A 20,673-nucleotide genomic window follows, 5' to 3' on the forward strand; every position below is an offset into this window, starting at 1 on the left:
CGGGTTTCAGCGGCAGCACACGTGTCTAGCGGAAAACACCCGACCCACCGATCGACAGTTTGGGTTTCGGCTTGGCCGCCGGGGCGGGCGCTGCGGCGCGCGGGGCCGGTACCGGGGCGCGCCGGGTGGTTGTGGTGCGTTGCGTCGTGGTTGCGCGTGGTGTTGGTGCCGGACGCGCGGCCGCCACAGGTGTCGGACAGGCCACATCACCATTGATGATGATCGCACGGAACAAACTGTTTGAGGGCTGTGGATCATCCCACGTGACCGAGGCCAATTGCTGGAAATACTCGCCCACCGAACGGCGAGAACCCGGTCCCCACGCCCCATCGATGCCCGAACGATAACAATTCATCCGGGCCAATTCGATTTGCAGGGCGCGGTTCAGCTGATCCGCCTCGGGGTCCAGATGCCCCTCTTCGATCAGGCGGCGAAACAAGTCAGGGTTCTCGGCACGCATCGCTTCGCGGGCGGCAAGGTCATCGACAGAAAACGCAACCTCCTCCACGGTGGCGGGCAGCAGGCGTTCAATCCCGAACTCTTCTTCCTGTCCGGCACCGATGACACCCAGAATGATGGACGGTTTGGGCAATGTGCCCGGCGTGCGCACGGCCGCCTGAACGACCCCCGCTGATTCGATCAAACCGCTGAAAACCGGGCCCGTTGTGGCGCTCGGTAGGGCCGCAAGAACCAACTCATCACCCTCAGAGGCCAGTTCAATGCCAATAGGTTGGATATCGAGGCCCTGCGCGAACCCGAAAACAGGCGAAAACACGCCAGTCATTAGGGCAATCACCACATTTCGGCAGAACCGGGTCATTGAAAGAGGCCTCCAAACGCCTGTTTTCATCTGTGTAACACCTTATGCAGGCTCACAAATGCCATGCAAGCAAATCATCTTCGGCCAAGGGGCAGTACCCGGATCAGGGGTGGCGTTTCACATAAATGCGTCAATTTTATGACTACCCCCGGTTGTAAGTTCCGGTCTGTAGCCCCCAGACCCCCGAAACTGTTGCAAAAAATCAGCGGAAAGCCGCAAATATCTTAATCGTGACGATGAATTCCTAAGCACGACATGCTATATCGTATGGCATGAAACGCACCTTTATTCTCTCGTTGTCCCTTGTTGCTTTTTCTGCCGGTGCAGGATTTGGCCTGTCGGCTTTGCACGATTACAGTACGCCATTGCGCACAGCGACGCTCATATCCCCAGATGTCCGGGGCAACGCAGGCTCCGGCTTTGTGATCCCGGACCATGTGCCCGCCTCCTTCACAGCGACGACATTTACGCCAGAATTTCAGGAACCCACAGCCGACAGCGACGTGATCTCACCCAAGCTGCGCACCCAGGACGTCTCGAACGTACGGCCCCGGGGCCGCTCTGACGCGGTGGCGATGCTTGCAGCAGCAGATACAACCGCCAAGCCCGCAATCCGCCAACAGGTCGTGGCACGGGTCATCCCGCATACGACAAACCGCAGGGCCAAGGCGAAAGCCTTTGCGCCAACGGGCTATGCCACGCGGTCGTTTATTTCAGACGAAAGTGCGGCCCCCCGCAACGCCCCTGAATACATCGTGGGCGTCTACCGCTAGACCCAATCTGCCCGTAATGGCGGCATGCTCATCCGCTTTTGAGAGTTGACAGGCCAGAGCCCAAGACCGCTAATGCACGCATCTATTTGATTGCAGGCATTCCGGGGGCTTTGATGATGCGTTTTTTAACTGCCATGGCGGCAACACTCTTCTTTTCGGGTGCCGTGGCGCACGCACAGGACGCCACCCCGAACATCTCCCTCGAACTGAACCGGGCCACCGCCTCATCCGATGGAGGCTGCCAGGTGATATTCTTTGGCAAAAACGGGCTGGATCAGGATTTCGAGGAAGTCACCTGGCGCCTCGCCGTCTTCGGCGCAGACGGAGTATTCCGCAACCTGCTGGCCCTGCCGCTCGGATCGCTCAGCGCGGGGAAACGGCGGGTGGTGCAGTACAACCTGCCCTCGCCCTGCACAGACTTGTCCGAAATCATCGTCAACGATGTGGCCTCTTGCGCGATCGCAGGGGGGGACGCGGACAGCAGCGATGTGTGCCTGACCCAATTGACGGTGACCTCGCGCACCGATATCGCCTTCGGCCTGTGATCCACGCCTTTATCAGGAACAGACATGACCATCTTTGACCTCGCGACGTTCACCGTTTACGGCCTGCTCGGCTTTTTGTCCCTCGTGGCGCTCGGGATCGGGCTTTACAAAGTCGGGCAGTTCGCCCGCATGGGCGTGGGGCGGCGCAATGAGGCGGAAAAGATCCTCGACGATTGGCTGAACGGACGCGCGGACGAGGCGATCACCGCCGCCGGGCAACGGCGTTCCGTCCTGTCACGGATCCTGCAAGCGGTGTTTTCGGGCATTCAGGCGCGGCCCACCGACGTCTCCTATGCCGAGGAACTCAGCCGCCAGACCGCCATCGTTGAACTGGCCACGATGAGCGAACGGATGCGCGCACTTGATATGGTGGTGCAGGCCGCGCCCATGCTCGGGCTGCTTGGCACAGTGGTCGGCATGATCGACGCCTTCTCGGTGCTGGCGGTGACAGAAGGGGCGGTGGACCCGACCACGCTCGCGGGCGGTATCTATGTTGCGCTGACAACCACGGCTGCTGGCCTCGTGATCGCGCTGTTCGCCTTTTTCCTCGCCACCTGGCTCGAAGGGCGGATCGACCGTGAACGCAACATGATCGAGGCACTGATGTCAGCGGCCATCCACGGACGGGTCGATCCGAACGCGGCCAACTAGCAGGGTCCGCGTCGGATGGCCTCCACAAAGACACCGCTGCCGGAACGCCCAAGGCGCTACCGGTTTGTGCTGACACCTCTGGCAGATGCCATGTTTCAGTTGCTGATCTTTTTCATGCTATCGACCAGCCTGACGCCCTATTCACTGATCACGCTCAAGACCGCCTCCGGGCCAGCGCCCGACGCCGAACAGGCCCAAACCGCCGGAACGGACGAAAGCCAGCCGCCGCCTGCCCCCGGGGCGGATACGGACATCACCCTTTGGACCATCAACAACGGCACCGTGCGCACCGCCGGGCAGGATTACGACATCACGCAACTGGGTGATCTGGCAGATGCCATCGGATCACAGACTGCGGCAGGTTCGGTGGTGCTGATTGTGGGCGAAACCGCCCGCGTGCAGGACGTCGCCCAAGCGCTCGAAGCGCTTGAGGGGGCCAACGTGGCAGGTGTGCAAATCACCCGCGAGGGGGCCTGAGATGGCGCGCACACGGCTGCCCCAACGCCGCAAGGGCGCCGTCTTTGACAGCTCTCTGGCGATCATCAACATCGTGCTTTTGCTGATCTTTTTCTTTATCACCACCGGCTCACTGATGAGCTCGCGCACGGTCGAGGTGGCCTTGCCGGAAACCACCCGCCTGCCCCTTGATCTGCTACCTGACCCGCTGTTGATCGTGACCGGGGACATGGCGATGCTGCTGAATGGGGAACCGATCGAAAAAGGCGCATTGTCCGACGCCCTCATCGACAGCCCCACCGTCTACGTTCTGGCCGACCGTGATCTGGGCGCGTCCGCCCTTCTGGGCCTGCTTGACGCCGAAGAGTTGATTGCCGTCGAAGTGCAGCTTGTCACGCTCCACCTCAATACCGAGGACGCGCCGGAATGAGCTTTCTGCCCCATGCCGCCTCCAAAGGCCTGACGTGGTACGGATCGCTCACCGCCTCCGCGCTCACCCATGCGGGTGTCGTGGGCTTTTTCCTGTTTTCGGGGGCTGTGGCCTTTCTTCCCGAACCCGAAATCAACGAACCTGACGCGCCCGAATTTGCCGTCAGTCTCGAAATTCTGGACGCCGATATCGTGGACGAGGCCGAGGTGATCGACGAAAGCACCGTGATCCCACCGGATGCCATCGCGCTTGACCCCGAAGACCTCGCCACCCTGGCCCCGGACGATGATGTTCTGGCCCCTCTGGATGAGGACACGCTTGGCCCGCTTCAGGACGAAGCATTGGCCCCAAGTGACGCACTTGCCCTGCCCGACGATGTGGCAGCGACCGAACCTGAATTGACCGAACCGGACCTGCCTGAACCCGAGGTCATCGCGCCCGAGGTACTGGAGCCGGAAGTGACCGAGCCGGAAGCCGTCGAACCCGAAGTGGTGGAACCTGAGCCCACAGAGCCTGAGATCGCAGATCTGCAACCCGAAGAGACCGGGATTGCAGTCCCCGACGATACGCCTGCGATCCCAGAACCAGAGCCGACACCGACACCCGAGCCGCTGGTCGTGGCCCCCGAAGACCCCTCGCCGCTGGCCATTGATGGTCTCAGCCCCATTGACGACACGGTGCTGAATCCATTGGCCGAAGGTGGCGCAGGCCCCCTGCCCGATGTCGGTCCCGAAGAAGGTGACGCACTCGTTCTTGCACCTGAACCGACGCCCGCGCCGGATGAGCTGGCGCTTCTTGCGCCGGAACCGGCACCTGAACCCGCCCCGCCCGTCGTGACACCTGACGAGGACGCCCCCGCACCTGTCGCCTTGCCCGATCCTGTGGAACCGGAGGTGACAGAACCCGAGGTGGTCGTCCCCGATGAGGGCGAAACCGCCGATACAGAGCCTGAAATCACCGAACCCGATGGTGAGGGTGCAGGCGATGGCACCGCCGAGGCCCCTGTGGCCCCCTCTGCACCCGCCACGCGGCCCCTGCCCAACCCCACTGCATCAGACATCGCAATTGGCCAGTTGCTGCGCCGCATCCGCGCCACGCCGCAACCGCAATGCACACTCGCCCTGCCCCGCCGCGCGGGCGGCGATCCGGGGGCCGGTGTGTCCTTTATCGGGGCCGATCTGGATGTGCTGGATGAACTGGCGGGACGGGTCGTTGATGATCTGGATTTCGAACCCATCCAGACCCGCGAAGAGATCGACCTGCGCCAATGCGCCACCCTCGACGTACTGCGCCAGTCCGACAGCTATCCCGCCAGCCGCATCGGCCTCGCGCTCGACAGCACCAGCCTTGTCAGCGGGGACAGTCTGTCAGGCCGTGTGATCGGTGCCGAGGGGCTGTTTGTGACGCTGCTGCTGGTTGATGACAACGGGGTGGTGCAGGACATGACGCCTTTCGTGCGGCTTGAGGGGAACACTCCGGTGTTCGAGGCCCCCGTGGCGCGCTCCGGCCCCAACCGGGCCACCCGGCAGATCCTTCTGGCTCTGGGCACCCAAGGCGCACCTCTCGCCGTGACCGACCGGATCGGCAACGTGGCACAGGACGTGTTTGCCCCCATCCCCGGCGACGTTTTGCGGGCCATGGTGTTCGGGATCGCAACCTTCGACGTCCGCTAAGCCAAGGCGCCAGGAGCTAACGGGTCAACTCCAGAAACGCGACATCCGCCGCCCCCTGCCCGTCCGTGGCCAACTCGCGGGTCATCAGCGGCAGGATATCCGCCGCCTGCGTCCCGTCACGCATCGCGCCTGCCCGCACCAGCGGGCTGTCCGAAGCGGTCGCCACGATCATGTAAACCCCCGGTGCCGCCGACCCAAGCCGAAAGGCAAAGCGGCGCTCGTCGCCAATGGCATCATCAAACTGACGCATCAGCGAGAAGACCTGCCCGTTCGGGTCCACCAGCGCCAGCCAGTTCTCGCGACCCGTGCTGCCATGCAGCGTGCCCAGCACACCATCGGACCGGGACAAGGTGTTGGCGGCCAGCGACAACTCCACCCCGGCCCCGCGCGTGCCCTGCAAACTACGTGCAAAATCCAACACCGCACATTGCGCCGGAGTCACACCACGCGGCACCACATCCGGGGTACTGCCAAAGGCGGCCCCGAATGCCTCGCCAATCCCCTGCAACGGGGTCAGATCAGCGGCAAAACCCTCGATCAGACCCGCACTCTCTCCATGGGTGCGGCGCGCAGCATAAGCACACTCCTGCGGCACGGTCTCGGCCAGGAACGTCGCACGGCTGCCCGGAACACGGGTCAACCCGGCTGTCACCGGATCGGTGTCGGCGCTGGCAACCTCTTCACCGCCCGCCACCAGATCACCGCCAAAGTAATAGGCCGCCCCACCGGCACCCGCCAAAGCGAGCAACAGCACGGCAACCATGACACCGCGACCACCCGACTTTTGGGGCGAGGCGGCGGCAGAGGCACTGCGCGAAGCACCCGCCTGCGTCCCAGTCGAACTGGCCGCAAAAGGCACCGCCTGCAAGCCGGGGACCGACCGGTCCTGCGTCGGAACTGCGGGGGGCAACGTGCCACGCGACCGGGTGGTGGGACCCCCATCCAAAGCGCGCAACTCGTCCATCACAGCCGCCATGCCGGGCATCCGTTGGGCCGGATCAGGCTGCAACATCTCGTGCAGGATCGGCTGGAACTCCTCTGGGACCATGCTGATATCCGGCACACCCATGCGCATCTGCACCGCTTCGGCAAAGTTGCCACCCATGTTGTAGGGCTTGCCCATCAACATCGCGATCATCAGCAACCCAAGGGAATAGACGTCACTGGGGCCCTCGGCCTGGCCACCAAACGATCCCAACTGCTCGGGCGAGACATATTTCAACTTGCCCGCAAACTCGTTGCCAATGGTGACATCCTTGACCGTGGACGAGCGGGAAATCCCAAAGTCGATCAAGACGGCCTGACCGATATCACCGTCCTGCAACATCACGTTGTCGGGGGACAAATCGCGGTGGACAACGCCAATATTGTGGGCACGCTCAAGACCATCGGCCAAGCGCATGGTCAGCTTGATGACGTCAGCACGGGCCAGAGGGCCATCATCTTTCAAGACATCCGACAGCTTGGTGCCCTGAATGAAACCCATGACCAAAGCGTGCAGATTCAGGTTCTGATCCGGGGGAACATAGGCGAAATAGCGGACAATCGCGTCGTGATGGAGCTGACGCAGCACGCGGGCCTCACGGCGGAACATGTCAGCGACCTTGGTATCCTCGGCCATCTCGGGCAGGATCACCTTGATGGCAACGGACTCGCCTGTGCCGATCTCGACACCCCGGAACACGCGGCCCATGCCGCCCTGATCCAGCCGTTCCTCGACACGGTACATGTTGTTGATGACCAGACCCGGCTCAAGCGTATTGAGAGGGGTGGGCGCAGCCCCCGGCGGGGGCGGCACAACAGATGCGGTATTGGTGTGGGTGACGGGACCGGCACCCGCGCCCTCATCCCCCGTGGCAGAGACGATTTCGGTGGCCTCGTCATCTGCGTCAAAAGGCTCGGAAGGGGCGGCCGTGCGACCGGGGCCGGGATCGCGCACCACAACGGTGCGATCAGCATCGTCCGCGTCATCGGCTGAAGCCTCCTCTGGCGGGCTTGGCGCATCGGACGCATCCGCATCCTTGGCCGCAGGCTGAGGCCGAAACAGAATCGTCTTGTCGTCATCGTCGCCATCCACCTCGGGGGTGTCGGGGCGCGTTTTCTTGTCGTCGCTCATTGCAGTCCTCGAAACTCGGGATACTCACCGTCCACGGCCAACCCCGGCAAACTCAATCTATGACAGCGCACAATGACAACAGACACGTTGTCCTTTCCGCCACGCGCAAGGGCGGTGCCCACCAAATGCGCGCACATCCCGTCCAGCGGGAAATCTACGCCCTCATACAACACTTCCGCCAATTCTGAATCTTCGAAATATTCCGTCAAACCATCCGAACACAAAAGGAAAAGGTCCCCATCCTCCAGCGTTCCCTCGACCATGTCACATTCAGGCAGTTCCGTCACGCCAATGGCGCGGGTGATCACGTTTTTGCGGGGCCAGCTTTCGGCCTGCTCTGCGGTGATGGATCCGGCATCAAGCAGGGCCTGCACTTCGGTGTGATCACGGGTCACACGGGTCAGTTTCTGGCCGCGCATGCGGTAGACGCGGCTGTCACCGGACCAGATGCAGGCAAAGTGGTCCTGCTGAATGATCAGGGCCGCAACCGTGGCCCCGATGGTGCCCCGGCCCACCTCGACGGCGTGGGCCTGAATGGTGGCATTGGCGCGGGTGAGGCGATCCATGAACCGCGCGCGCAAATCCATCGCGCCTGCGGGCACACCAATGGTTTCCATCTCGGCCACGATGGCCTGACTGGCAAAATCGCCTGCGGTATGACCGCCCATCCCGTCAGCCACCAGCCACAACCCCGACATGGGTTGGACAAGCAGGCTGTCCTCGTTCAGCTTGCGCACCCGGCCGACATCCGTTCGGGCACTGGTCTCGAACGACATCAGGCCCTCGGCAGGTGTCACCGTATCATCGTTCATCTGCGTCCACCCTCCTCAGCGTGGCCATCGTCGTCCTGTGCGGGCATGGTGTCGGTGTCGACCTCAGCCATCAGCCAGCGCAAGGCGCGTGCGTTCGGCAACCCGTTTGTCCCCATCCAGCCGGCATCGCGGCCCGCCCCTGCCGGATACCACCAATGGCTCCGACCCAGTTGGGCACGGGCTGCGTCCGTGGCGCGTGCATCCCGCATCAGCCGGGGCAAATCCCCATCTGCCCGCTGTCCCCATATCATCCCAGTAGGGCGCATTTGTGGCACTGTGCCATTGATCGGGGGGACGGCGATACCCTCAATCAACCCCTGCACCCCGCCTTGAGTGAAAGTGGTTGCATCTAGGTCGCGCAATGCGCCCTCAAGAGCCACATAAAACCCCTCGTCATGGTCAGGGTGGACGGGCGGAACCGTGTCATAGCCCGCAACACCGACGATCAGCGGATAGCGCCGCCCGACCCTGTCCCACGATGGCACCCAGATGCCCATCAGCGGCACCCCGATCACATCCGCACCGATCCACACCCGCAAGGGCGGTGCGTTGTCCCATGCGCTCTCCCATCCTTCACCCAGCTCTTTACGCAAGGCTGTCAGGCAGGGTTGCACCCAGGCCTCCAGCTGCGTCAGGGCGGCAGGGTCCAGCCCCGCTGTCAGGAAATCGCCAAAACCCGGATGTTTGCCATAGATCACCGTGGTCATGGGCCTATTCCAGCGTGTCCAGGCAGGTGAAATCGGACCATATAGGCCCAACAAACGGTGGGGGGGCCGCTCCCTCCGCTGCGCCCAGCATCATACGAAACGCATGAGGGCCCACGGTGTGGGTGGCTTCGGCCCCTGCCCCGTTGGTCTGCACGTCGCTACCCACGCGCAGCGCCTCGACGATGGCCCAGGCACCGCCTTTCAACTCAAGCTCTGCGGCATTGGCCTCACCCGCGTTGACACTCCAGCGCATCCCCCGCACATCGGACGGCCATTGCACCGCAATCCCCGGCCCACCCGACACCAGCCGCTGCGCGCCATTGCCCAGATCAACATCGATTGACACGACGTCGGCACTCACCCCGCCAATGCGTAGGCTCAAGGTCATGTCCGGCACCGCGGAACTATCGGGAAACACCGCGCCCCGCATCCGTGCCATCGCGTCAAAGTCGCGGCGGGCCATGTCCGACATCGGCAGGGCGATATCCCCCTGCCCCGCATAGGTCGCCCAATAACGATCCACATGCCCGCCATACCCAAAGAACGCCGCGAAATCGACAACGGGCAACGGCTTCTCAATCGGGCCGCCAAAGGGATAGAACGGCGCAATCCGCGCACGACACACCCCTGTCACATCCGCGCGCAACGCCGCCTGCGCTGCCCCCAACCCCACATCAGCCACCATGCGCTGTATGGGCGCGGGCATAGCCGCCGCACGCGCCGTCACAACGGGCCAGCGGGCCGGATCAGACGCCAACCCCGTCACATCACGCACAACAAGGTCCACGGGGGTCGCCCCACCCTGCTCCCGCACCGCCGCAAACCACGGGGCAAACGGACGCTGCACCGCCTCCGCGCGCCGACGCAACTCACCAACAGCGACACCACCCCACAAATCTCTTATATTTTTCAACGCACTAGAGTCTCCACCCGTCATAGGATCAGGATCCAAAACCGCACTCAACCGGGTCTGCACAGCCACCACACGGGCCAGCGACGGGGCGACGGACATGGCACTCGCGCCATCAATCCGGGACAGCATCTCGGACCACACCGCCTCAAATCGCGCCGCATAAAGGGCATGCACATCCGCCACCAGCGCACCCCGCTGCGTGGCAGAGGCAGGACCACGGGCCAACACCCACGCATCCGCCTCGACATAGGCTGGCGCCGCCACCAAGGCCTGCTGAAACGCGCTCCAATACCCTTCAAAGGTGAACAGACCCGGCACAACCAAGGTCGCCGGATCACGACCATCCACCAGCCGCAAGCCGGACGGATCCGGCAACGCCTTGCCCAGGGACCAGGCCGACAACACACCCGCCTCCGCCTCAATCGCGGACATCACCTGCACAGCCAGGGGCAGACCGGACAACTCCAACCGGGCGCGGTCCACCAACGCCTTGTTGGGCTTGATGGGCGGGGACACACGATCATCCAACGCCAGCATCGCAGACAAATGGGCATTGATCGCACGGTACTCGGTATCCGACCCCGACACCGCATATTCACGGCTCCACGCCTCGGCAAAGAAACTCTGGATCGCCAGATCATCATCCCGGCCATCCTGTTCCTTGGCGAGCAGGATATAGACCTTGAGCGCGCGATAAGCCGCCGCATGATCCGCATCGATCAAGGCCTGGCCCAAACGACGCTCGGCCAGCAGCATCATGCGCGGACGCAACAGGCGCTCAAGACTGTCGGAATAGGCGTCGACCGCCGCACCGCGCAAGGTGGCACGACGCGACAAACCCAACTGTTCAAGCTGGCTTTGCGGGCGCGGATCGGCGTACCCCGCCGGGATGACACGAACGGCGGCCAAAGCAGGCAAAAGCGGACGGGTGGCGGCATTCTCGACATAGCGAGCCGTCAATAACGGGGCCGCGCGGGTGGCATAGGCACTGGCCTGCGCATCAGCCTCGCGCACCAGCGACGCGTTCTTCCAGAAACTGTAGCCAAAGGCCGCCATCGCCGCCAGGCTGGCCGTGACAATCACGGTCTTGGCAAAGCCGCGAAACAGGGCCCGTCGCAGCATCCGGGCGCGGTCATAACCCACCCAATCCCGCTCGGCAAAAATCACTTTCTTGAGCAGATCATGCAGGAAATAGCTGCGACCCCGCCCCGACATGAACGAGGGCTGCAAGCCCCCTGCCCCGGCACGTGCACCAAGGACCTGATCAATCGGCGTGCCTTCCTGCGTGCCGGACGTGAAATAGAACCCGCGCAGGATCGCCTTGTTGGCGCTCGCATCCTCGAACACGCCCTGCAAAAAATCGGTCACCCTGGTCTCTAACAGCGCCATTTGAGCCGGAAACCCGAAGATGGCGATGCGGGTCGCACTGTCCAATTCCTCTGCCATGCGGTCGGTCACCTCATCCGACAAACGGCGCACGAGGCGGGCATATTCGGCAGACGCCGTGCGCCATGTCTCATGCGCACGGTCGCGGGTCTGAAACGTGACACCCCAAACACCCCGCCGGCGCAACTCGTCAAAGGCACCAAAATACTGGCGGAACCCGGCAATCATGTCCGCCTTGGTGAACATCACATAGACCGGGACATGAGTGCGCAGGGTGCTGTGAACCTCTGCAAGACGCGCCCGAACCGTGTCAGCATGACCGCGCAGGGTTGCTTCGTCGGCTGTCAACAAATCCGCGCAGGACAGGGCCAGAATGACGCCATTGATGGGCTGATCCGGACGCGCGGTTTTCAACTGCTCCAGAAAGGCGGCCCAACTGGCGCGATCAGCGGTCGCATCACTGTCCTGCGTCGTATAGCGGCCCGCCGTATCCACAAGTACCGCGTCGCGCGCAAACCAGAAATCGCAGTTGCGCGTGCCGCCAAAACCGGCCACAGCCCCCGGATCCGTGTCCGGAAAATCAAGGCCAGAATGGACCAGCGCCGTGGTCTTGCCCGCCCCCGGCGGACCAATCAGAACATACCACGGCAAATCATAAAGCGCGGTCGCCCCACCCGCCTCTTTCAGCTTGGCAACGGCGCCCTGCATGCGTTCCGCAAGGATCGCGCCATCGCCCGCCTTGGCATCCATCAGACTGCGCTCAAGGGCTTGGGCCGATTTGCGCCGTGCCCGATGGCGCAACAAGGCGACCAGCAACAGGCTCAGCAAAATAGCCCCGATCAGGGCCGCGCGCACCTCGGACAAGGCCAGCACATCATTGCCAAGTAGGGGCAGCCCCACCCAGATCGACGCACTCAACGCGACCGCACCAACCAGATAGGTCAGAACAGCAAAAACCGCGCGCACCACTCTCACAACCGCTGTTCCTTGAGCAACAGGATATCCACGCGCCGATTGCGGGCCCGCGCTGCGGGCGTGTTGGTGCGATCCAGCGGTTTGGCCGCACCCGCACCCACCACTGACAATCGCTCGGGATCAGACAGATATCGGGCCAGCACATCGCGCACCGTTGCCGCGCGCGCCTCTGACAATTCCTCGTTGGTCTTGTAGCGCCCGCGCCCGCTCAGCGGAATGTTGTCGCTGTGCCCTTCCACGATGATGCCACCACGTTCCTCTTCCAGAACCTCTGCGATGCGCACAATGATCGGGTTTTCGCTCGTCAGGTTCGCCGCACCCGCCCCGAATTGCAGCGCGGGACCAAGGCGAATGGCCACAAAATCCCCCTCTTCGGTGACTGTGGTCAGGCCCGCATCAATCTCCACCTGCAACCGCGCGCGCACCCGATCCACCTGACCGGTTGGCGGCGCTTCATACAAAACGATCCCATTATCCGGTTCAGGGGTGGCGTCCGTAACGACCTCGGGCTCGGCGGTCGGTGTGGGGGCAATCTCTGGCACCGCGATACGCTCAATCGCAATCGGGTCATTCGGGTCATGCAGACCAAGGATCGTGGCTTGGGCCGCCTGCGCCTCCTGGGTCAGGGTCCATGCCAGTGCGACATACAGCGACACCACCATGCCAGCCCCAACGCCCGCGATAATCCACAGCGGCATACGGGCATGGCGGCGGCGCCCAGACAAGACCACGGGCGCGACCGTGGACGACAGCGCCGGGCGCGGGCGGGGCAGGGTGCTGCGCACCCGCTGATACACGTCCTTCCTCAGGTTGACCAAAGCCACCATACCGTCGGGTGCCTTGCGATATTGCCCCTCAAATCCGAGGGCCAGGCAGGCCAGCATCAGCTCCAGAACCGGGCCGTGCCGCCCCGGATTGGCCGACAGTCGGTGCAATCTCGTGAAAAAGCCGACGCCGGGATTTGGATCGTCAAAGAATTTTACCGTCAGGCTGTTCTGCCGCCAAAAGCCCGGCTCGGTGCCCGGCAGGTTCTGGGCAATGTCATCACACGTTGCAGCAAGCGCATAGCGGGCATCCGCAATGTCCTGCACACGGACGTTCATGGCCCGCGCATCCTGATCAAAGCGGACCAGCCGCCGCCTCAGATGGGCGTGCAGGGGTTCTGACTGCATCTCCACCAGACCCGTCCGCAGCAGGCCCAGCAATTCCATCAAATCCGCCGCTGCCGCCATGATGGTGTTTGACGCAAGGCCCGTGCGGCGCGTCTTGAGCTGCAGCATCTCGGCCAGCGGCACTTGGCCCGCCTGAGAAGCACCAGGATCAACGGGACGCCGCGCCAGAATCGTGCGCTCATCATCGTTTTGTGTATCAGACGTTAATCGAGCGCGCGGTCGTAGGGCAGGGGGCGTTGGCAGCGCCTGACCAAAGACAGTGCGATCATCATCATCGTCAGACATGCGACCCGCCCCGCACCATCTGCCGCGCCACCCTGAAATTGGGTGAGATATGCGGACCCATGATCATCTGTCTTTGCTCTCTTTTGTGGCTTTTACATCCCGTCCCGGCCGTTTTGCGACCGGTGCGACAGCCATCTGCTGCTCATTGCGCGCACTGTGCGGCTTCGGTTTCGCTGCGTCAAGTTTTGCCCCACCTTACGGCTGTTGACAGCTGTCAACTTCAGCCCACCGCGTTACCCCGCACCCCAAGTTGACAGCTGTCAATTTTCCGCGCTCTTGACGGTCGCAGGACGCTGGATCAGCGCCATAATCAGCCGCGCGATCGAAAAACGTCCCTCGGCCGCTTCGCGCGTCAAGGATCGGATATAGCCACCGGGCGATCGAATGTCGTCAATGCGCTCAACGAGGCAGCATACCGTGATGCCAGCAATGTCGGGACCCATCGTGTCCACGGCGTCTTGCCAGGCGGATGGGCTAATCCCGATCATCCCGCGTAGGAACGCGCCTAGCCGGGCCAGATCACTGAATCTCGTGATGGGTTCTTGAGTGTAGGCCAATGATTCGGGCAGGGCGCGCAGAATGAGGGGGAGCGGTATGTTCAAATTCCCGACTTCGGTATCACCACTTGATCCAGACGGCTCCGGATGAGAGGTTCTATCGACCTCCGCGGCCATGCTCTTTTCTGAGCAATGTTCAAAAGCAGAAGAATCTGTATTTGAATTCTGATATTGCCGCTCGGATTGATTGTCTTTGCCGCTCGTATTTTCTGCTTTGTTAAGCCATATTAGAGTCTGTTGCAGGAGTTTGGAGGCCCGATCACCCGCAGCGTCAAGCTCTTCCACAGCAAGACGACGGCGCAGGAGGCGGGACAGGTCGAGCAGGTCGAGCAAAATCGCGTCCCATGGACCAGGGTAACCTTGCTCAGCTCCGTAGGCCGCCAGTTTCTGGGCATCTCGCTTGTTCAGGGACGCTTTCTCGCGGAGGGCCTTCAGACGGGCCGTGGCGGCACGGGCAGCTTGGGCGGCCTGCGCGATCTCGGCACTGCGCACCAGAAGCGGGCGCAAATCAAAACCGAAAGCACGCAGCAGCGTCCCATCATGGTCACGTGCGGCGTAGCGTTTGCCGTTGGGGCTGTCGTGCCTCAGGATCAGACCGGCATCCACCAGACGGGCCAGATGACGGCGCAGCGTGCTTTCGGCCATGCCGTGACACCGTTCGCCCAAGGCGCGGTTGGAGGGAAACACGACGGTGTCGGCGTTTCCGCCGAGCATTTGTTCGGGATGAAAGCTGAGCAGCCCTTCGAGCACACCAAGTTCGCGGTCTGTCACACCAAATGCGGCGCGGGCCACGCAAAGTTCCCGCAGGATCTGCCATTTGTCGATATGGGGCAGGGCAGGGGTATCGGCCATCCGTGCGGCGGCCTGCAAGAGGCCAGCCGTTACGGGCCGCTGCCCAAAGGGCGTCGTTGAAAGTCGTTCCATCGTTGTTCACAAGACAAAAAAATCCCGTTCACCCGCCAGGTGTTGTTGACAGCCGACTCGTGTGGGGGTTAGATTCGGGGTGCTAGAACCAAATCGAAGCCTCTCGGGTCGTTATATGATCTGGGGGGCTTTGTTCGTTTTAGTGCCTGTCTGTGCCTCCTGTTGTTTTGCTTTTCTGCTCGGGGTTATTCATCAGAGGATGTGCCGCGGGCGGCCCAGCTCTGGTGAATTTGGTCAAGGTTATCGGTCAGCCAATCCTCAAAGCCGCCGCTGCCCTCACGGGGGAATGTGAGGGTAACCTTATCGTCCTTGGACAGCACTGTGGCGATCACGGTGCCAGTGGTGGAACTTGTGACGGAGGCGCGGGTGCCGGGACCTGATTTCGCCTTGTTAGAGACTGGTATCGGGGCACCCCCGGTGCCAGTGACGGCGCGATATGCTTCTTTCAGCGTCGCCTCGAAGCGATCATTGCTGTCAGTGTCCCCCCCTTGCACATGCACCACATCTGCAAGCGTGGCTGTGTCCAGATCCTGCGCTTCGATCAGGGTGGCCAATTGCCCCCACCGATCCCGCCCCACCGCAGGGGCAGCACCGATCAGATGGATCAGGTCCGCACCGATGCGATCCACAATCGCAAGCATGCGTGACACCACGGTCTTGTCGATGCTGAGCGCGTCACACATCGCCTTGCGATCATAGTCTGCATCGCGCATTTGAGCCGCAAAGTTCGCCTTTTCAATAAAGCTGAGACCCCGCCGCGCGGTGTTTTCCTGACCCTGTGCCATGACAAGGGCCGTGTCATCCAATTCGCGCACCAGCGCCTTGACTGTTTGCCCCAGATCGCGCATCGCCAGCACCCGGCGGCGCCCATAGACGATCTGAAACCGCCCCTCGACCTCGGGGTGGGGGCGCACGAGCACCGGCACCTGTTGTCCGTATTCGCGGATCGAGGCGAGCAACGCGCTGTCTTCGGCATCGTCGCTTTCGAGCCTGTCCTGAAGGCCGCCTGCGTCAATGGCATGTGGGTCTAAATCAAGCAAAGAGCGGGCTTTGAGTGCCTCAATCGACTGGCTGACCGCGCCAATGGCCCCTTTGAGGGGCCGCTGTCCGGGTTTGGATTTGGCGGTGTCCGGGGCAGGGGGATCGCCCCCTTCCATCAGCCCCTGAAGCAGGTTTTTACGTGCCATGCCGCCCCCATGCCGTTTGAATGAGTCCTTCGATTTCGCCATTGACCGCGTTGATGGATTCCATCGCCCGGTCGTAGGTCGCACGGGTGAATTGTCCCTTTTCGACCTCGTATAGAGTCTGTTTTGTGATCCCGGCATCCGAGATCGCGGTGGATTTCAGCACGGTGTGATTGAGCACATGATCGCCAAACATCGACCGCATGAAACTGACCATCTGGTTTTGCGGCCCATCGCCGGGTTCATAGCGCGTCACCACGTAGCGCAGCCAATCATAGCTCATGTCGCCCCCCGCATCCGCCACCACCCCAAGCAGGTTCGAGGTCATCAACAGGAATTGGCACATCGACATCACATCAAGCATTTGCGGATGGACCGTGACCAGCACCGCCGTGGCCGCTGAAAGCGCGGACATCGTGAGGAACCCAAGCTGCGGCGGGCAGTCGATGATAACCACGTCATAGTCCTGTTGCACTTCGCCCAAAGCAGTCCCTACACGGGTGAAAAACATCGCTCCGTCCCGTTGCGCGAGCGCGCGGGGTGTTTCGTGTTCGAACTCCATCAGGTCCAGATTGCCCGGCACGATGTCGAGATTGGTGAAGTAGGTCTTGCGGATCAGATCGCGCAGCGGCACCGGATCGTCATAGCGGATCGCGTCATAGATCGTGCCCCCGTCCAGCAGGTCGAATTCTGGCTGGAACCCGTGCAGCGCCGAAAAGGACGCTTGCGGGTCAAGGTCGATCGCCAGCACCCGGTATCCATCGAGCGCGAGTTTCTGGCTGAGATGTGCAGCCGTTGTCGTCTTGCCCGAACCGCCCTTGAAGTTGATCACGGTGATCACTTGCAGCCCGTCATCGCCGCGCCGTCCCGGCAGGTAGGTGCCGGGCGATTTCGCGCCCTGTTCCAGCATGTGCCGCAGCGATTGAATGTCGTCAGGGGTGTAGTGGCGCCGCCCTCCGGCCCGGATTTCCGGTTCGGGTCCGCGCCCATCGAGGTGAAGTTTGCGCAGATACGCGTCCTTGACCCCGAGCAGGTCCGCCACCTCACCCGAGGTGAACGTGCGCAAGGTCCGCTGTGCGTCGGGCGGAAACAATTGTTCCCGGTGCGCCTGAAGCCGCTCGGAGAGTTTGGCGGCATGTGCCCCCACCAGAGTATCAATTCGCGCCGAGAGATCTTGCATCTCGCGTCCTGCCTGTTCTTTTGGTACGACCGTGGTCGTACCCTGCCTGCTGCGGGTTTGCCCCGCATTTGGTACCTTTGTCGCCCCCTCTGGCCTCTTGTTTTCGGTGTATCGCACCGATTGGCCAGCGTGAGTTACGCTAAAAGGCGTTTTATTCTGTTCTTGGCGTAAATGTTTTACGTGCTTTGGTGATTCCTGCAAGCCCTTTCTATATTTCGCTGTTGCGTGGGATACACCCACTAGCCCTGCGTTTCCCGCCCCGCATACGGATGCGCCCGTGCCCAAAGGCCACAGCTGTCGTGTTTTCGCGCGGACCGTGGCGGCAAAGATTTGCTCAACGTCGCGTGACGTGCTTGACTATGTCGAATTGATTTATTTCCCGGGGCTTATCTCCATGAACGTCTCTCAAGGTCATTTTCGACTGCGTTGCGTGCGCGCGCTGTTGCTGAGCACGGTGGTGTTCGTGGCACCGGCGGCCTTTGCGCAGACGGTGACTTGGGATGGGGATACCGACTCGGACTGGAATACGGGCACCAACTGGGATGGCGATCTGGTTCCGGCACCGGGCGAGGATGTCCTGATCAATGTTGCGCCGCCAGCCGTGGTGGATGTGACCGTGCCGACCGTAAACAATGTGGACGTCAACACCGCTGGTGTGCTGAACGTCGTGACCGGCGGCACGTTGACTGCGACCGGCACCGTCACCATCGGTGCGGGCGGTTCGCTGAGCGTGAGCGGTGGTGGACAGATCAGCGGCACGGCAGTGAACTCGGGCGGCACCGTGACCCTCGCGCAGTCCACGCTGTCAGCCTATTCCCAGAGCGGGGCGGGTGGCTCGACCAGCGTGACTGGCGCTGCTGCGATCAACAGTGATGTCACTTTATCGGCGGGCACGTTCTCGAACACGGGCGTGTTGACCATCACCGGCACGAACAGCACGCTGGACGTGACGAGCGGTGTCACCAACATGACCTCAAGCGGGACCATCACCGCGAATGTGACGACCGCCGCGACCGCATCGGATCTGAGCGGGACGGTCACGGGCACGCTGGATGTGACTGGCGGGCAAGCCAATGCCACCGCGGACCTGTCCACCACCGACCAGATCAGCGTCACCGGCGGAGAGTTCCAGATCGACAGCGGGGTGACCGTCACGGCCGACACGGGCGGCAACACGAGTGATGATTTCGATGTGGGCGCATCGGGCATACTAGACATCGACGGCACAGCCATCGGCAACGTCAATTCGGTTGGCACGGTCCAGTTGGGCGGGGCCATCACCGGCACGCTGACATCGGGAGGCAGCGGGTCGGTTGTGGTCAACAATACCGCGAGCGTCTCTGGCCTGATCCAGATCGACGATGGCACGCTGACCGTCAACACAGGCCAGACCCTGACCGCGACAAGCGACGTCAATATCGCCTCTGCAGGCCAGTTGACCGTGAATGCCACAGGCACGATCACCGGGAATGTCACCAATGCGAGTGCCGTGGCCAATGCCAGCTCGAACGCGGGTACGATCAGCGGCACGCTGACCAACACTGGCGGGCAGTTCACCAACACCGGCACCGTCAACGCGCTGGATGTGGATGGCGGCACCGTCATCAATTCAGGCGCGGGCGTCGTCACCAACGCGACCACAATCGACAACGGCACCGTGCAGATCGACGGAACCGGGGCAGGGGGCTTTAGCGTCGGTTCGACCGTGACGGTCAATGGCGGCGGCACGCTGGACGTCAACGCAGGCACCATCGGCGCGGTGACAAACACCGCAGGTACCGTGACCCTGGGCGGCGGCACGCTCGCCAGCCTGACCCAGAACGGCACGGGCGTCAGCACGACGGTCGATGGCAGTACAACGGTGAGCGGTGCCACCGATATCGATGTGGGCACGCTGACCATCAACAGCGGCCAGACCCTCACGGCGACCGGAGGCATCGATATCGCCGCCGCCGCCGCCATGACCGCGACCGGCAACATCACCGGCAATGTGGTCAACAACAGCACCGCGCTGTCCTCAAGCGCGGGCACACTGAACGGGACGCTGAACAACACCGGGATGTTCTCAAACACAGGCACGGCGGGGGCCACGACAAACTCGGGCACGCTGACCAATACCGGCACGCTGGCCTCGCTGACCAATTCAGCCGGAGAGACCACGAACACTGGTACGATCACCGGGGCGGTCTCCGTTACGGGCGGCACGTTTGATCAGAACGGGGGCACCACCGGAGCCATTACCAACTCGAACGGCGCAGTCGAATTGGGCGGCGGCACAGTGGCCAGCCTGACCCAGAACACAAACGCCTCGACGACCACGATCGTGGATGCGAACACCACAGTGTCAGGCGCGACCGACATCGACGAAGGCACGCTGACCATCAACAGCGGCCAGACCCTCACGGCGACCGGAGGCATCGATATCGCCTCTGCAGGCCAGTTGACCGTGAATGCCACAGGCACGATCACCGGGAATGTCACCAATGCGAGTGCCGTGGCCAATGCCAGCTCGAACGCGGGTACGATCAGCGGTACGCTGACCAACACTGGCGGGCAGTTCACCAACACCGGCACCGTCAACGCGCTGGATGTGGATGGCGGCACCGTCATCAACTCAGGCGCGGGCGTCGTCACCAACGCGACCACAATCGACAACGGCACCGTGCAGATCGACGGCACCGGGGCAGGGGGCTTTAGCGTCGGTTCGACCGTGACGGTCAATGGCGGCGGCACACTGGACGTCAACGCAGGCACCGTCGGCGCGGTGACAAACACCGCAGGTACCGTGACCCTGGGCGGCGGCACGCTCGCCAGCCTGACCCAGAACGGCACGGGCGTCAGCACGACGGTCGATGGCAGTACAACGGTGAGCGGTGCCACCGATATCGATGTGGGCACGCTGACCATCAACAGCGGCCAGACCCTCACGGCGACCGGAGGCATCGATATCGCCGCCGCCGCCGCCATGACCGCGACCGGCAACATCACCGGCAATGTGGTCAACAACAGCACCGCGCTGTCCTCAAGCGCGGGCACACTGAACGGGACGCTGAACAACACCGGGATGTTCTCAAACACAGGCACGGCGGGGGCCACGACAAACTCGGGCACGCT

Annotated in this window: 16 protein-coding genes; 7 read left to right on the forward strand and 9 right to left on the reverse strand. The window is 62.6% G+C overall.

The window, feature by feature from the left end; genetic code table 11:
- Window positions 1-25 precede the first annotated feature (25 nt).
- A complete protein-coding gene (locus Q0859_RS18545) occupies window positions 26-775 on the reverse strand; it encodes a hypothetical protein (RefSeq protein WP_299154016.1) in 750 nt (249 codons plus the stop codon).
- A 317-nt stretch (window positions 776-1,092) separates the two neighbouring features.
- On the opposite strand from Q0859_RS18545, the gene Q0859_RS18550 reads away from it, so the two are divergent.
- The 6 genes from Q0859_RS18550 (at window position 1,093) to Q0859_RS18575 (ending at window position 5,348) form a co-directional block, all read left to right on the forward strand.
- The gene (locus tag Q0859_RS18550) at window positions 1,093-1,593 is read left to right on the forward strand and encodes a hypothetical protein (RefSeq protein ID WP_299154018.1); all 501 of its coding nucleotides are present in this window, start codon (window positions 1,093-1,095) and stop codon (window positions 1,591-1,593) included.
- 134 nt (window positions 1,594-1,727) lie between these two features.
- Window positions 1,728-2,138 (forward strand): hypothetical protein, encoded by a 411-nt coding sequence (locus tag Q0859_RS18555; protein WP_299154021.1) that lies wholly within the window; start codon window positions 1,728-1,730, stop codon window positions 2,136-2,138.
- Window positions 2,139-2,162: 24 nt separating this feature from the next.
- On the forward strand, window positions 2,163-2,789 hold the full coding sequence (locus tag Q0859_RS18560; protein ID WP_299154023.1) for a MotA/TolQ/ExbB proton channel family protein: 627 nt from the start codon (window positions 2,163-2,165) through the stop codon (window positions 2,787-2,789).
- A 15-nt stretch (window positions 2,790-2,804) separates the two neighbouring features.
- Entirely contained in the window at window positions 2,805-3,266 is a 462-nt protein-coding gene (locus Q0859_RS18565) for a biopolymer transporter ExbD (RefSeq protein ID WP_299154025.1), read from the forward strand.
- Window position 3,267: 1 nt separating this feature from the next.
- Window positions 3,268-3,675, forward strand: coding sequence for a biopolymer transporter ExbD (locus tag Q0859_RS18570; RefSeq protein ID WP_299154027.1), 408 nt, complete (start codon window positions 3,268-3,270; stop codon window positions 3,673-3,675).
- Entirely contained in the window at window positions 3,672-5,348 is a 1,677-nt protein-coding gene (locus Q0859_RS18575) for a hypothetical protein (RefSeq protein WP_299154029.1), read from the forward strand. The genes Q0859_RS18570 and Q0859_RS18575 overlap by 4 nt, the downstream gene beginning before the upstream one ends.
- 16 nt (window positions 5,349-5,364) lie before the next feature.
- Here the strand turns inward: Q0859_RS18575 and Q0859_RS18580 are convergent, their stop codons facing one another.
- The 8 genes from Q0859_RS18580 to repA all read right to left on the reverse strand — a co-directional run bounded on the left by Q0859_RS18580 (window position 5,365) and on the right by repA (window position 17,559).
- Complete coding sequence (locus Q0859_RS18580) at window positions 5,365-7,464, reverse strand: serine/threonine-protein kinase (RefSeq protein WP_299154031.1); 2,100 nt, start codon at window positions 7,462-7,464, stop codon at window positions 5,365-5,367.
- Window positions 7,461-8,276, reverse strand: a complete 816-nt coding sequence (locus Q0859_RS18585; RefSeq protein WP_299154036.1) for a protein phosphatase 2C domain-containing protein — start codon at window positions 8,274-8,276, stop codon at window positions 7,461-7,463. The genes Q0859_RS18580 and Q0859_RS18585 overlap by 4 nt, the downstream gene beginning before the upstream one ends.
- On the reverse strand, window positions 8,273-8,983 hold the full coding sequence (gene tagF, locus Q0859_RS18590; RefSeq protein ID WP_299154038.1) for a type VI secretion system-associated protein TagF: 711 nt from the start codon (window positions 8,981-8,983) through the stop codon (window positions 8,273-8,275). Before tagF ends, Q0859_RS18585 begins: the two co-directional genes overlap by 4 nt.
- A gap of 4 nt (window positions 8,984-8,987) precedes the next feature.
- On the reverse strand, window positions 8,988-12,257 hold the full coding sequence (tssM, locus tag Q0859_RS18595) for a type VI secretion system membrane subunit TssM (protein WP_299154040.1): 3,270 nt from the start codon (window positions 12,255-12,257) through the stop codon (window positions 8,988-8,990).
- The gene (icmH, locus tag Q0859_RS18600) at window positions 12,254-13,714 is read right to left on the reverse strand and encodes a type IVB secretion system protein IcmH/DotU (RefSeq protein WP_299154042.1); all 1,461 of its coding nucleotides are present in this window, start codon (window positions 13,712-13,714) and stop codon (window positions 12,254-12,256) included. Before icmH ends, tssM begins: the two co-directional genes overlap by 4 nt.
- 260 nt (window positions 13,715-13,974) lie before the next feature.
- Window positions 13,975-15,195: a plasmid replication protein RepC gene (repC, locus tag Q0859_RS18605; protein ID WP_299154044.1), complete on the reverse strand. Its 1,221-nt coding sequence runs from the start codon at window positions 15,193-15,195 to the stop codon at window positions 13,975-13,977.
- Window positions 15,196-15,380: 185 nt separating this feature from the next.
- On the reverse strand, window positions 15,381-16,382 hold the full coding sequence (gene repB, locus Q0859_RS18610) for a plasmid partitioning protein RepB (protein WP_299154045.1): 1,002 nt from the start codon (window positions 16,380-16,382) through the stop codon (window positions 15,381-15,383).
- Window positions 16,372-17,559, reverse strand: coding sequence for a plasmid partitioning protein RepA (repA, locus tag Q0859_RS18615; protein WP_299154047.1), 1,188 nt, complete (start codon window positions 17,557-17,559; stop codon window positions 16,372-16,374). Before repA ends, repB begins: the two co-directional genes overlap by 11 nt.
- 394 nt (window positions 17,560-17,953) lie before the next feature.
- Between repA and Q0859_RS18620 the strand changes: the two genes are divergently transcribed.
- On the forward strand, window positions 17,954-20,673 hold a 2,720-nt coding region (locus Q0859_RS18620; RefSeq protein WP_299154049.1), incomplete at its 3' end, for an S-layer family protein.

The organism is uncultured Tateyamaria sp. (assembly GCF_947497045.1).
Classification (GTDB): Bacteria; Pseudomonadota; Alphaproteobacteria; order Rhodobacterales; family Rhodobacteraceae; genus Tateyamaria.